This is a genomic window from Clostridioides sp. ZZV14-6150 (assembly GCF_020657875.1).
GTDB lineage: Bacteria > Bacillota > Clostridia > Peptostreptococcales > Peptostreptococcaceae > Clostridioides.
In genome coordinates, this window is the sequence record NZ_JAGWDA010000005.1 from 133,712 (window position 1) to 147,503 (window position 13,792).

12 protein-coding genes are annotated in these 13,792 nt (G+C 29.5%); 1 reads left to right on the forward strand and 11 read right to left on the reverse strand.

Annotated elements, in window-relative coordinates; genetic code table 11:
* The first annotated feature begins 150 nt into the window (after positions 1 to 150).
* A complete protein-coding gene (locus KGF41_RS07975; RefSeq protein ID WP_227827820.1) occupies positions 151 to 1,047 on the forward strand; it encodes a LysR family transcriptional regulator in 897 nt (298 codons plus the stop codon).
* Between the two features lie 235 nt (positions 1,048 to 1,282).
* On the opposite strand, the gene KGF41_RS07980 is transcribed toward KGF41_RS07975, so the two are convergent.
* The 11 genes from KGF41_RS07980 to KGF41_RS08030 all read right to left on the reverse strand — a co-directional run bounded on the left by KGF41_RS07980 (position 1,283) and on the right by KGF41_RS08030 (position 13,675).
* Positions 1,283 to 2,017 carry an MBL fold metallo-hydrolase gene (locus KGF41_RS07980; protein WP_227850263.1) on the reverse strand — a complete coding sequence of 245 codons (735 nt, stop codon included), beginning with the start codon at positions 2,015 to 2,017 and terminating at the stop codon, positions 1,283 to 1,285.
* 590 nt (positions 2,018 to 2,607) lie between these two features.
* The gene (locus KGF41_RS07985) at positions 2,608 to 3,597 is read right to left on the reverse strand and encodes a permease (RefSeq protein ID WP_227856549.1); all 990 of its coding nucleotides are present in this window, start codon (positions 3,595 to 3,597) and stop codon (positions 2,608 to 2,610) included.
* A gap of 9 nt (positions 3,598 to 3,606) precedes the next feature.
* On the reverse strand, positions 3,607 to 3,798 hold the full coding sequence (locus KGF41_RS07990; RefSeq protein WP_227827823.1) for a hypothetical protein: 192 nt from the start codon (positions 3,796 to 3,798) through the stop codon (positions 3,607 to 3,609).
* A 15-nt stretch (positions 3,799 to 3,813) separates the two neighbouring features.
* Positions 3,814 to 5,769 (reverse strand): alpha/beta hydrolase family protein, encoded by a 1,956-nt coding sequence (locus KGF41_RS07995; protein ID WP_227856550.1) that lies wholly within the window; start codon positions 5,767 to 5,769, stop codon positions 3,814 to 3,816.
* Between the two features lie 18 nt (positions 5,770 to 5,787).
* Positions 5,788 to 7,881: an alpha/beta hydrolase family protein gene (locus KGF41_RS08000; protein WP_227856551.1), complete on the reverse strand. Its 2,094-nt coding sequence runs from the start codon at positions 7,879 to 7,881 to the stop codon at positions 5,788 to 5,790.
* A gap of 106 nt (positions 7,882 to 7,987) precedes the next feature.
* A complete protein-coding gene (locus tag KGF41_RS08005) occupies positions 7,988 to 8,914 on the reverse strand; it encodes a ketopantoate reductase family protein (protein WP_227827826.1) in 927 nt (308 codons plus the stop codon).
* 220 nt (positions 8,915 to 9,134) lie between these two features.
* Entirely contained in the window at positions 9,135 to 9,719 is a 585-nt protein-coding gene (gene pyrE / locus KGF41_RS08010; protein ID WP_227827827.1) for an orotate phosphoribosyltransferase, read from the reverse strand.
* 87 nt (positions 9,720 to 9,806) lie between these two features.
* Positions 9,807 to 10,709: a dihydroorotate dehydrogenase gene (locus KGF41_RS08015; RefSeq protein WP_227827828.1), complete on the reverse strand. Its 903-nt coding sequence runs from the start codon at positions 10,707 to 10,709 to the stop codon at positions 9,807 to 9,809.
* Positions 10,702 to 11,394, reverse strand: coding sequence for a dihydroorotate dehydrogenase electron transfer subunit (locus KGF41_RS08020; RefSeq protein ID WP_227827829.1), 693 nt, complete (start codon positions 11,392 to 11,394; stop codon positions 10,702 to 10,704). The genes KGF41_RS08015 and KGF41_RS08020 overlap by 8 nt, the downstream gene beginning before the upstream one ends.
* A gap of 40 nt (positions 11,395 to 11,434) precedes the next feature.
* On the reverse strand, positions 11,435 to 12,355 hold the full coding sequence (pyrB, locus tag KGF41_RS08025; protein WP_227827830.1) for an aspartate carbamoyltransferase: 921 nt from the start codon (positions 12,353 to 12,355) through the stop codon (positions 11,435 to 11,437).
* A gap of 291 nt (positions 12,356 to 12,646) precedes the next feature.
* Complete coding sequence (locus KGF41_RS08030; protein WP_227827831.1) at positions 12,647 to 13,675, reverse strand: NlpC/P60 family protein; 1,029 nt, start codon at positions 13,673 to 13,675, stop codon at positions 12,647 to 12,649.
* Positions 13,676 to 13,792: the final 117 nt, after the last annotated feature.

Genomic DNA, 13,792 nt, shown 5'->3' on the forward strand with positions numbered 1-13,792 from the left:
AATAGTATATAATTGTAATAACCATAAGTAAAATAAATATATAATATCGTAATGATTAATATTTTTAATGATTAATGTATATATTACAATTATCTGTAAGTAACTTATAAAAAATACAAAATTTTTGTTATGCAAAGGAGATATAAAAAATTGTTTGAAGAATTAAAAACGTTTGTGGCTGTTGTTGAATATAAAAATTTCACCAAGGCTGGTGAATATCTAAATTTATCACAACCAAGTGTAAGTAAACATATTAAAAACTTAGAAAATTACTTTAAAGTTGTGCTTATAAATAGGTCTATTAAACAGAAAACTATTTTTATCACAGAAAGTGGACAAATATTATATAAAAGAGCCAAGGAAATACTAAATCTTTTAAGTGTTACATATCATGATGTAAATCAGGTTTCAGATGCTATAACTGGACGTTTAAAGATTGGCGCAAGTTTAACTATTGGAGAATATATTCTTCCTAATTTTCTTGCACTATTTTCTCAAAAGTATCCTGACATAGATATAGAAATTTTCATAGAAAATACATCTATTGTATCTTCTCATGTTAAGGATTATATTTTAGATATTGGACTTATCGAAGGGACTTGTTCTTCACCCACATTTATGCAAGAATATTTTTTTGAAGATAAGATGGTTTTAGCACTTCCATATAATAGTCCTTTATTAAAAGATTTTAGTTTTGATAAGCTTCAAAATCAGAAATGGATAGTCAGAGAAGATGGTTCTGGTACTAGAGATTATTTGGATATGTTTTTAAGTGTTAAGGAAATTATTCCAAAAAGTATGATGGTCTTTGGAAGTAACTATGCTGTCAAAGAATCAGTTAGAAATAATTTAGGGATTACAATAGTATCTAATCTAGTAACAAGCTTACCTGTTTTAAATAACGAACTATCTGTTATAGAACTTGGAAGCAACTATAACAGACATTTTTCATATATCTTTCCAAAAGATATAACTTTATCAAAAGCAGCAAGTATTTTCATTGAAGAGTTAAAAATATTTAGTAATTTAAATAGCATTGAAGATTAATATAATTTAAAACTAACAATAATTATAAGTTTTTTGAGAATGTTTATAGATTTGTGTAAATATATTTTTTCCTACTCAATATTACTGGAAATTTCTGATTCCAGTAATATTTTTATTCTCAAAATATCAAGTAAATAATTATTTATACATTTTTTGTTTCTTTCCTTCTCATATTTAATTACTATATAGATAAATTTTTCATAAAGAGCTGGAAAGTATTTTCAATCATGTAACATTATTCAATAACTATATTTTTTAATGTTTCAATTATATTTTTTTTATATAATCCACCATGACTAAAAACTATTTCCTCTATATCATAGCTACTTAATTTCTTAATAGCTTTTATCAATTCTCGCTTGTCACTATGCATTACATCAACTGGTCTAAGTTTACCATCTTTTATCTCTAATAAATCTCCAGCAATAAGTACTTTAGATTTCTTTAAATAAAGACATATATGACCCCTAGTATGACCACCTGTGTGTATAACCTCTACTTCTTCACTTAAATGTAAAACCTCATGGTTATTTAAAGATACATCTACTGTAGTATATGATGACTTAAATCCAAGTTTTATAGCATTTAACATATCAAGCATTTTGTCATTAAGATTATCTATCTCTTGCTCTAATATGCAAAGTTTAAATGGCGTTTCCTCACCTGTTATATAGTTAACTTCACTTTTGTATGCATATACCTTTATATCATTTTTAGATTTTTCTCTTAAATATTTTATATTTCCTATATGGTCTATATCATGGTGAGTTATTATGATATTTTTTAATTTATTAAAACTTGTATTACTCTTATTAAGAGCATCAATTATTAACTCTCCTTGACCTGGAAGTCCAGTATCAACAATGGTTGCCTCATCTTCTGTATAGATTACTGGAATATATATAACTTTACCCTTACCTAATATACTTGATGGAATTTCTAAAATATCTAATCCTTTTTTCAAATTCATAATATTTCTCCTTATAATTATTGAGCTAGAGGTAACTTTAATCAAAAAAATTAAAAAACATAGATTATCCTCTAGTTACATTATGTTTATTAAAAACTATTAAAACCTAGTATATCACCGAAACAGAGAGATTACTCGACTTGATTTTTTTGTTATTTTATGATATAGTAATTAATATAAAAATAAGTAATATCAATAGTTATAGCTATTAAAAATATTTTTTAATTCATATTTTATATATTATAAGATGGATAATTCTAAAATTAAATTAACATTGAATTTCAAACCGCTCTTAGTCATATTTGAGTGGTTTTTATTTTAGATAAAACGTGAAAGAGTTATTAAAAATCAAACATGACATAACAGAAGAAATTTTAAATACTGCATATGTATTAGAATTTTTAATTTTATTTATCATTCTCATGTTATAGCTATGAGTATTTCCCTTAAACTTATGCATTCATTATTTAAGTTAACATAAAAAAAGATTCTACAAGCTTTTTATGACTTTTAGAATCCTTTTTATATTATAACCTATCCCAATAAATAATTATCCCTTTTCCTATTTACTATTTAATTACAAAATTTATTTATAGCATTGGTACAATAATACCAGCTACCACTATAGAAATCATACAAGCCATACCACCAACTACTAGCTTAGGTATTATTTTAGACATCAAATATGCTCTTTCTTCTTCTGTTTCTCCAGTGGCATTACATACTTCATTTGAAATCAAATATGTTGTTGGGAATCCCAGCATCTGGCAAAATCCTACACCAAAGGCAAGAGGTTTAGAACCAATAATTTTCCATCCAGGTAATACCTTCATTGTAATAAATATACCAATAATAGAAACTGCAAACATACCTACAATTGGTACAAAAAGACTAACTAAATCTGTCAAAGAAACCTTCGCTAAAGAAAGAATAACAGCCACAAACACAACCATGTTGATAAACCCCTTTATTTTTCCTTTTTCTAAAATGTCTTTTGGTACAATACCAATACGCGTTACAAGAACACCAACAACAAGACATACAATCGAATAATTCATATGAATAATCTCTGAAAACTCATATCCTAAATAAGAGAATATAGCTATAAAAAATATACAAACATTTGTAGAATAATATTTATCATATTTTTCACAGAAAACCTGTTTTGCTTTTTTTGCTGTACCTTCTGTTTCTTTATTTTCACCACTCACATTTGCTAAATCAATTCCTTTTCCTTTTGCTTCATGATATTCTATTAAAAGACGGTTGGCTTCCTGTAGTGCAGCTCTAGAGGCAATTGGTGTACCAACAAATTTCTGAATTGCAAATACAACTGTTGCTGTAGCTGCTGCAAGTGTCAATCCTTTTTCTAACGCTTCCTGCGTCATAATAATGGTAGCAGGTAAAGCCCCATTTATAACTGGTATACTTGTCAATACTGTTGCTTTTCCAAACAGAGGAATACACAATGAAACACAAATGATAACTGCCAAAATTCCAAGCCATGCTGTCAACACAGTTCTCCATTCGTCTATGAACTGTTTGACATTCAACATTGTTCCCATACTGAACATAATCATTGGAACACTCTAACTTGCCACTGCAGTCATACCTGCTTTTTCAATAATATCTGCTGGTATCACTTTTGTGACAAAGAGAATCAAAAATAAAAGTAATGTGACAAATACAGCAGAAACTTTTGCTTTTGTTTTACTTGCAATTAAATCTCCAATAGCAAACAAAACTAATACAACACTAAACCATAATAACATTTCACTCATAAAATAACCCCCTTATTATAAATATCTTTCAAACCAATCTACAATGGCATCAGCACGTACAATTCTATTAGATGGTCTGCCATTTCTAGACAATCCATGTGTATCTCCATGGAATAAATACATTTCTGTATCTACACCAAGCTGTTTTAATGCTGTGAACATTTGGAAAGTATCTCCCATAAAACATCTATAATCTCTATCGCTATGTAAGAACAAAGTTGGTGTTTTAACATTTTTTACATATTTAATAGGCGAATGATTCCAAAGAACTTCCTCATGATTCCAGGGTGTCTTATCACCACAAGTTTGCTTCATAATTCTATCACCAAAGTCAATAATCAAAGATGCTGTAACTAAGTTACTAATACCTCTTTGAGAAGCAACTGCTTTGAAACGGTCTGTATGGCCAATTATCCAGTTTGCCATATAACCACCATAACTTCCTCCTGTCACACCTAGGCGGTCTGCATCAATACCAGGATATTTTTCAATACAGGTATCTACAAATTCCATGAGATGTTCATAATCAACATAACCCCATCTTTCTACCATCTCCAAGAATTTTTCACCATATCCATCGCCTCCATGAGGATTACAGTAAATAACATACATTCCTTTTGACGCTACACACTGTTTCAAATGTGTAAACATATAACCATATGCCCATTTAGGTCCACCATGGATAAATAATACAGCTGGATATTTTTCACCTTTTTTAACATCTACAGGTGGTATTACAAAACCATCTACTTCCTCTCCATTTTTTGCCACAAATGTTAATTTTTCAGGTAAAGATACTTTATGACTATCTAAGTATGATTTAGAAAAAGTAGTCATTTTTATCATTTCTCCTGTCATCATATCAATGCTGTATATTTCTGCTAATTCATAGTCTTTCAACATAACTACATACATTGTGTTGTCATAAACATCAAAAGAGGTAAAAGCATCTACTTTTGTAATAATGCGTATATTACCTGTTTTTGTGTCAAATTCATTAAACTCTGTCATAGTTCTGCAAATTCTTGCACCAATAAACTTATCTCCTATGACTTTATTACTACGCCCACCACCATATACAGCATCTACATCCAATAATGTAGCATACATACCATCTGTACTTGCAATCATATTAATTTCACCATTCTCCAAGTTAAGCATAAAAATATCATGGTTCTGTGTAATAGAACGGTCTAATGTAGAAGCCTGCAACATTACTTTATTTTCACCAACATATTTAGCCAAGCTAATTTGATACTTTCCCTGTGGAACAAGTTCTTTTGTTTCTCCAGTTTCTAAATGATACTCCCAAAGACCAGAAAAAGGTGTCGCACAATCTTCATAAATCTGACCAATATATAAAATTCTTTTTTTGTCAGAAGAAACATCTAAACTTGCTACCTCACAATATTTTGGTGTAATAGCTTTTGTTTCATTTTTTCCTTCTTGATACAACTCTAAAGTAACACGTCTTCTTTGAGAAAAATTTTCTCCATCTCTTATAAAAGGTTTATCTGTAAATGTCCAATAGTCCACACCTTCTACCGCTCTATCTGGTTCTGATTTTTTAGCATCTTTTGGATTTTTTGTCATCAATAACCACAATTTATTTCCCAACGATACAGGTAGACCACAGGCTTTTGGAATAGAAAATGCTCTTTTTGCTTCTCCTCCTTGTATAGAAATAGTGTAAAAATCTGTTGTACCTGCTTTTGGTTTATCTCTTTTTGAAGTAAAAAATAATTCTGTATTAGAAATCCAGCTAAATGCTGTTACATCTCTTGTTTGAGTTAAATGTATTTGTTTCTTTGTTTTTATTTCCATAACATATAAGTCATGTTCATAACAATCTTTTTCCTCATTGATATTTGATATAATATAAGCAATATACTTTCCATCAGGGGAACAAGAAATATCATGAGGAAATAAATATTCATAAATATCTGAACTTTCAATTTTTAGTTTTTCCATTTTTATATTCTCCTCTCTTTACTGCTCTTTTTTAACATATATTGAAAACCAATTTAACATTTCTACGAATCTTTGCAGTTTTTGTTTTGGTCCACCAGAACGTGATAACTCATGATTTTCTCCTGCAAAAAGACAAAGTTTTGTAGGGCATTCATGAATTTTCAATGCAGAAAACATCTGGAATGCTTCTTGCATATAGCAATGATAATCTTTTTCCCCATGTAAGAATAAAGTTGGAGTAACACATTTATCAGCGTAAGCAAGAGGAGATTGTTTCCATTGAAGCTCATGATTTTCCATGTGAGAAGCTCCTGTTTGCCCTTTGCAGAAATAATAACCAATGTCTGTTGTACCCTCCATACCACTCCAGTTTGCAATAGAACGTTGAGCACAAGCAGCAGCAAAACGATTTGTATGACCAATTATCCAGTTTGTCATAAATCCGCCATAGCTTCCACCTTCTACAGCCAACTTCGTTTCATCAATATCAGGATATTTTTCAAGTACAGCATCTGTAAACTCCATAAAATCTATGTAATCAATATCTCCAAATTGTTTTCTAATATCAGCAAAATCATTTCCTCGACCTTCGGAACCTCTTGGATTACAGAAGAATACAAAATATCCTGAACTTGCAAATACCTGTATTTCATTCATAAAATATGGTCCATATGTCAATCTTGGCCCACCATGAATTGCCAATATAGCTGGATATTTTTTTCCTACTTCATAATCTACTGGTTTAAATACATATCCTTGTATTTCCCAATTAGAACTTCCTTTTGATTCCATATATTCTGGTTCAGAAATTTTATATTCCTGTAGAATATGTTCATTCAAATATGTTTTCTTGCATAAAGTTTCATTTTCTACTGTATAAACTTCAGGTAATTGATTTCCTGTACAAGCTACACATACAATATTGCCATCTTTCACATCGATAAAATCAACAGAGCCTGTTTTTGTAACTTTTTCCTGTTTTCCTGTTGGAATATGTATTCTCTCAATAATGCAGTCCATATTTACTGTAGAAGTATAATAAATATATTCACCATCTACTTTTGTTGTCTGCCCTGTACCTATTTTAATATCAGATGTTATTGTATTTCCTATACAATGATGTTGATGTTCTGAAAGAAGTTTCATTTCTTTTGTATCAATATCAATGGTATAAAAATCTCCATTTTCGCCATTACCATAAGACAAAGCATCTGTTAAATTTAACACTGCTTTATTTTTATATAATTCAAAACCTTTTATAATATAATTATCTTTTTCTAATATACAAACATTTGTATTATTCTTAGTATCAAACACATAAACTCCAATTTTTAAACCTTTTACATTTTCAAATTCCTGTCCTACATATAATATTTTGCCATCATTTATTTTCATACCTACCACATTAAACATTGGGACTGTAATTGGCTTTAATTCCTTTGTATTATTGTTATATAAGTACAGGCGCTTTCTTTTCCTACTAATATATCCTTCACCATTGACAGCATAAGGAATTTCCTTAAAGTGTTCATATTGTCTTTTATTATAAGCATTTATTTTTTTCTGCTGTTCTTCTTCTGACAATCCTTCCATAGCAGGTTGGTCATTATCATAAGAATCAATTACTGCATACAAACCTTTTCCTATAGGATTCAATTTACCACCTTTGATGGGTAATCTAAAAAGTTCTTCTGCTTCTCCACCATGTAAAGATAAAGCATAGTAACTCATACAGTGCTTGCCATTTTTAATATCTTCTTTTACTTTTTCATTTCTCAAAGCAGGGAACAAAATCGTATTTTCATTTTCCCAAGCATATGCTCCTACAGAATCTATAGAAGTTATTTGTTTCAATTCTCCACTTTTATTGTCTAATACATAAAGTTGGCTTGTGTAACCATTCTCTTTGATATCAGCTTTCTTTACAACAAAGGCTGTATATCCTCCATCTGGAGACAGTTGGCAGTCACTGATAAACTGAAATTCCAAAAATGTTTCACTTGTAAATAGCTTTTTCATAGTATTTTCTATCCTTTCTGTAATAATTTTATTCAAAATTCCTTTCAAATTTTTTATTTTAAATTTAAAATTTTTTATTTTTTTAGTATTCATAATTTGACGTATAACCATTTTTACCAATTGTGTCTACTAAAAAAGCTGTAGATAAATTTGTTTTACACAGATTTACTCACAGCCTCAATTTTTTTCTAAAAATTTTCTAAAATCTACTTTCAATTACTTTTATCATATAAAAAAGAGTCTGATTTATAGGAGTTGGTATGTTATACTTTCTTCCAAGTTCACAAATATTCTTAGAAAACATATCTACTTCTGTAAGTCTATGAGCCTCTACATCCTGAAGCATTGATGTTCTACCTTCTCTTGAATGTTCTAGTATTCTATGTAATGAATTTTCTACATCATCTTCTGTAAGACATATACCTTTTACTTGAGCTATATCAACAACTTCTCTCATTGCAGATTTTGCTAACTCTCTTAGATATTCAGAGTCTTGAAACACTCCATAAGAAGCTCCAAGTATAGCTGAAGTTTGATTTACCCCAATATTAACCATGTATTTCCACCACATATCTCGTTGAATATTTTTTGATAATACATATTCTATATTTACACTATCAAAAACTTCAGTTATTATATCTGTTTTTCTATCTTCACTATTATCTTTATTTCCAAATACAATTATTCCATCTGTAGTATGTATAATATTATTTTCTATTTTTTTTGCATCTATATTTGTTACATATGAATATACCATTTTTTCAATTCCAAATCTTTCTCCTATTATCTCTTCACTATTAACTCCATTTAATAAAGACATTATTACTGTATCTTTTCCAACCAATCCATCTAACTCTTCTATATTTTCTTTTAGGTTATTGTATTTTAAACCTATAATTATAAAATCAGCTTCTTGTTTATATTCATCTTTAGTTATATAATCGAAGTCATATCTTTTTCCATTTATTATAAAACCATCTTCTAAATATCTTTTTTTTCTTTTTTGGTCACAAAGAATTTTAAAATCATATTTAGAATTTAAAAATTGTTCTGCAAAGGTAGCTCCAACAGCACCAACACCAAAAAATACAACCTTTTTTTGATTTTTCTTTAATTGATTACTCATACCGAAACCCTCCCCAATATATATAATAATTTTTTATTTTATAATTATATTGTACTGCTACTAGCTACTGTTTTGTAAATATATTTTCAACAAAAAACAGCTAGCCTTTTAAATGAAAGCTAGCTGTTTATTATCTCTTATTTATATATTTAAATTGATATTTTTTTAGTCAAAAAAATTTGTATTTCCTCAAATAATGTTAAATTTAATTAATTAGTTATTACATTCCTAATTCTTTAAACTCTCTACTTCCAGGTTTAACAACTGGTAATTTTCCCTCTTTACATAAAGGACATTCACCAGCTTCATAAACTTGAATATCAAGTTTTACTGCACTATATATAGGCATACCTATATCATGATTAGTTCTATCAGCTATACAGGCAACACCTATAACTTCTCCACCTAATGCTTCTAATACTCTTTTTGTTTCCATAGTTGACTTACCAGTAGTAACAACATCTTCAGCAATTATTATTTTTGCACCTTTTTTAACTTCAAATCCTCTTCTTAACTCCATTGTATTATCTTTTCTCTCAGTAAATATAGCTTCTTTTCCTAACTGTCTTCCTAACTCATAAGAAACTACTACTCCACCCATAGCTGGCCCAACTACTAAGTCTATACCTAAATCTTTAATTTGTTCAACAACTGTATTTAATACCTCAGCTGCATACTCTGGGAATCTTAATAACTTTGCACATTGCACATATCTGTTACTGTGTTTTCCTGAAGATAATAAAAAATGTCCCTCTAATAATGCATCACTTTTCTTTAATATATCTACTACATCTACTTTACTCATATTATTTTTTCCTCCATGTTAATATTATATTTATTTTAATTTATATTATTTGATTTAGTTATACTTATTTATCATACCTACACTGACTTATATAATTCCTCTTATTTCTTCTAAACTCTTTATTCCTTCTCTATCCATAAATTCATTGATTCCATCTATTATCTCAAGACCAATTTTAGGATTCATGAAATTTGCAGTTCCAACTTGAATACAAGTAGCTCCTGCCATTATAAATTCTATGGCATCTGTAGCTTTAGTTATTCCACCCATTCCCATTACTGGTATATTTACATTTTTACAAACTTCATGTACCATTCTAAGAGCTATAGGCTTTATAGCTGGTCCAGATAATCCAGCATATACATTTTCAAATACTGGCTTTCTATTTTTTATATCAATTGCCATTGCTTTAAAAGTATTAACTAAAGATACTCCATCAGCACCTTCTTCTTCACAAACTTTTGCCATACCCACAATATCTTCAGCATTAGGCGATAATTTTATTACTAGAGGTAGTTTAGTTACGTTTCTTACCTCACGAACAACTTCTCTTGCCACTTCATTTTTTATACCAAAAGCCATTCCTCCTGCTTTGACATTTGGACAAGATATGTTTAATTCAATAATATCTACAGGCTTGTCATTTAACAGCTTAACCCCAAGTAGATAATCTTCTAATGTTCCGCCTCCAACATTAGCAATTCTAACTAAATCTAACTCACTGAAGAAAGGAAGTTCACTGTCTATAAATCCTTGAACTCCAGGATTTTCAAGTCCAACACTATTCATCATACCTGATGGTGTCTCATGAACTCTCATACCATTATTACCAGGTTTTTTATTTAAAGTAAGACCTTTACTACTTATCCCACCAAGTTTTTGTATCTCATAAATTTCATTATATTCTCTTCCAAATCCAAAAGTCCCAGACGCCATTATTACTGGATTTTTAAAATCAATATTTCCAAATTTTATGTTCAAATTAGCCATTAAAAATCACGTCCTCTCCCCAAAATACTGGACCATCTTTGCAAGTTTTTTTGTTTCCTTTAGTAGTCTTACATGTACATACTAAACACGCTCCTACTCCACATGCCATATGATTTTCAAGTGACACCATAATCCTTGTTTTAGTACCTTCTACCATTTTAACCAATTTTTCCATCATTGGAGTTGGCCCACATGTTAATATATAGTCATATTTTTCTACATCAATTATATCTGTTACAAACGTATTTCCTACTGTTGTATATACCTCATTACAAACTTCTTTATATTCATTTTCTAATATAACATCTTCTCTAAATCCAAGATAAGCATCGCAGTCTTTTATATTTTTAGCAACTAAATACAATGGTGCTACACCGATTCCACCACCTACTAGAGCTACTTTTCCATCAACTTTACTATATCCATTTCCATAAGGACCTTCTAGCTTTATAGTATCATTCACTTTTAGATTACTAATAATTTGAGTTCCTTCTCCTACTGCTTTATAAAGAAAAGTTATACCTTCTTCATCTATATCATGTATACTTATAGGTCTTGAAAGTACTGGATAAGTATCCCATGCTCTTAGCATATAAAATTGCCCCATCTTACCTTCAAAAGTACCTTTTACTTTCATTCTATACATATCTTCACCTATGTATATATTTTCTAGAATTTTATACATCCCAAAATCTCCTTTACTTTACTATTATATAATGTAACTACTAGCCTTCATTTATACCTAGAAGCTTTATTATTAATGCCATTCTAACGAACATTCCATATTTAGCTTGCTTAAAATAAACAGCTCTATCATCTGTATCTACATCAACATCTATTTCATTTACTCTTGGTAATGGATGCATTACTAACATACTTTCAGATGCTTTTTCTAATTTAGCTTTATTTAAAATATAATAGTTTTTCAGTCTTTCGTATTCTGATTTATCTTCAAATCTTTCTTGTTGAATTCTAGTCATATATAAAACATCCAAACTTCCTATAACATCATCTAAATTATTAGTTTCATAGTAAGCATGTCCCTTTATAGCTTCTTTTATATAGTCTGGCATTTTTAGTTCTTCAGGTGCTATAAATACAAACTTAGTATTTTTGTATCTTGCCATAGCCTTAACTAAAGAATGTACAGTTCTTCCATATTTTAAATCACCACATAATCCTATTGTGTGATTTTCTAAAGTTCCTTTTAATGATTTTATAGTAAGTAAATCTGTAAGTGTTTGTGTTGGATGCTGATTTCCGCCATCTCCTGCATTTATAAATGGTACTTCTGTGAATTTTGATGCTTCTATAGCTGCACCTGATTGAGGGTGTCTCATAGCTATTATATCAACATAACTAGATACTATTCTCATCGTATCACCTAAAGTTTCACCCTTTGATGCAGATGATGAGTTTGGCTCTGAAAAACCTACGACACGACCTCCTAGTCTGTTCATAGCAGATTCAAAACTTAATCTTGTTCTTGTTGACGGTTCATAAAATAATGTAGCTAATAGTTTACCTTCACATATATGAGAATATTTTGACGGATTGTCAATTATTTTTTGAGCTAATTCTAATATTTCATCTATTTCTTCTATTGAAAAGTCTTCTGGTTGGATTAAATTTCTTGATTTTAACATCTTTCGTCCTCCTTTTTTAGCCTCTCTGAACTAAAATTAAAAGTATTTTTGTACTGTTAGTAGCTTATCACCTTTACCTTATCCTGTCAAGGTATTGCACAAATAATCATTATCTGGAAAGAATACTATTTAATAGTAATATTAATATAAATCCACATCAAAATTTAAGATAACGCAAAAAAACTCTATATTGCATTTAACATATAATCATTTTAGATTTTCTGATTAAATTAAATATAATATAGAGCATTTGTATTTATGTATTTATCAATTTATTATAGTACAAATCGATTATAAGATTCTTTTTGCTGTAACAAATCTTGCTGTATAGTATGCTGAATTTATACTAGTTACACGAACTGTTTTTCCTGTTGATGGTGAATGTATCATATTACCTCCACCTACATATATACCAACATGACTAACAGAACCAGAACCATTAGTTGTAAAGAATACTAAGTCTCCTGGCTGTAAATTTGCCTTACTTACAGTTTGTCCATAATTAGATTGTGCCTTAGATGTTCTTGGTATCTTCTTTCCTACTGCATTTCTGTATACATATTGTGTAAATCCTGAACAGTCAAAAGTATTTGGCCCTTCTGCTCCCCAAACATATGGGCAACCTTGCTTAGAATAAGCCAAATTAAGCACAGCTTGAACTGCATTAGAGTTAGCTGTTGGCACATTGGAATTATTATTTTGTTGATTATTATTTGTATTGTTTTGTTGATTGTTATTTGTGTTTGTAGAATCTCCATTTTGAGTAACATTTTGGTCTACTTGTGGCTCTTCTATTACTGGAGCTTTATCAGTTACATAAGAAGATTTTACATATCCTTCTGTTTCTCCATCTTTAACTTTTAACCAATCTCCATTTTCCTCTAAAACCAATAAAGAGCTTCCTTTTTCTAGCTCCCCAATTACTTCTGAATTTTCACTTTTATCTTTTCTTAAGTTTACTTTATCAGCATTAGTATATCCTACCCCTTCAGATATATCTACATATCTAGTAGCCAACCAACCTTCGCCATCTTCAACTTTAACTTTAACCCATTCTCCTTGGATTCCTAGAACTGTAAATTCGTCTCCAGAATAAGCTATATTTTGAACTTGACCTTCTTCTCTTATCTTTATAGCTACTCCATCTTTTATTCTTGCAACTTTATATTTTACTTCTTTATATTCGCCTAAATTTAATTCAGTATTTGTTTTATCATCTTTATTTTGAGATGAATCATTTATTTCATCTGCATTTACAATTGAACTTACTGATAATGCCATAACTGATGCAAATACTGGTATTAATATCTTTTTCTTCACGATAAACCTCCTAAAATTTTCCCATAATTATCTTATGATTCTATTTTGTAGGTGAAGTGTACCTAAGGATAAAATACTAATACACAATACATTAATAAAAGCTCTATCTGTAACTTT

Excerpts from the sequence above, each read along its gene's own strand:
- KGF41_RS07980 (WP_227850263.1), bottom strand. The coding sequence starts at position 2,017 with ATGAATTTGAAAAAAGGATTAGATATTTTAGAAATTCCATCAAGTATA.
- KGF41_RS07985 (WP_227856549.1), bottom strand. The coding sequence starts at position 3,597 with ATGATTATGTTCAGTATGGGAACAATGTTGAATGTCAAACAGTTCATA.
- KGF41_RS07990 (WP_227827823.1), bottom strand. The coding sequence starts at position 3,798 with ATGAGTGAAATGTTATTATGGTTTAGTGTTGTATTAGTTTTGTTTGCT.
- KGF41_RS07995 (WP_227856550.1), bottom strand. The coding sequence starts at position 5,769 with ATGGAAAAACTAAAAATTGAAAGTTCAGATATTTATGAATATTTATTT.
- KGF41_RS08000 (WP_227856551.1), bottom strand. The coding sequence starts at position 7,881 with ATGAATACTAAAAAAATAAAAAATTTTAAATTTAAAATAAAAAATTTG.
- KGF41_RS08005 (WP_227827826.1), bottom strand. The coding sequence starts at position 8,914 with ATGAGTAATCAATTAAAGAAAAATCAAAAAAAGGTTGTATTTTTTGGT.
- pyrE (WP_227827827.1), bottom strand. The coding sequence starts at position 9,719 with ATGAGTAAAGTAGATGTAGTAGATATATTAAAGAAAAGTGATGCATTA.
- KGF41_RS08015 (WP_227827828.1), bottom strand. The coding sequence starts at position 10,709 with ATGGCTAATTTGAACATAAAATTTGGAAATATTGATTTTAAAAATCCA.
- KGF41_RS08020 (WP_227827829.1), bottom strand. The coding sequence starts at position 11,394 with ATGTATAAAATTCTAGAAAATATATACATAGGTGAAGATATGTATAGA.
- pyrB (WP_227827830.1), bottom strand. The coding sequence starts at position 12,355 with ATGTTAAAATCAAGAAATTTAATCCAACCAGAAGACTTTTCAATAGAA.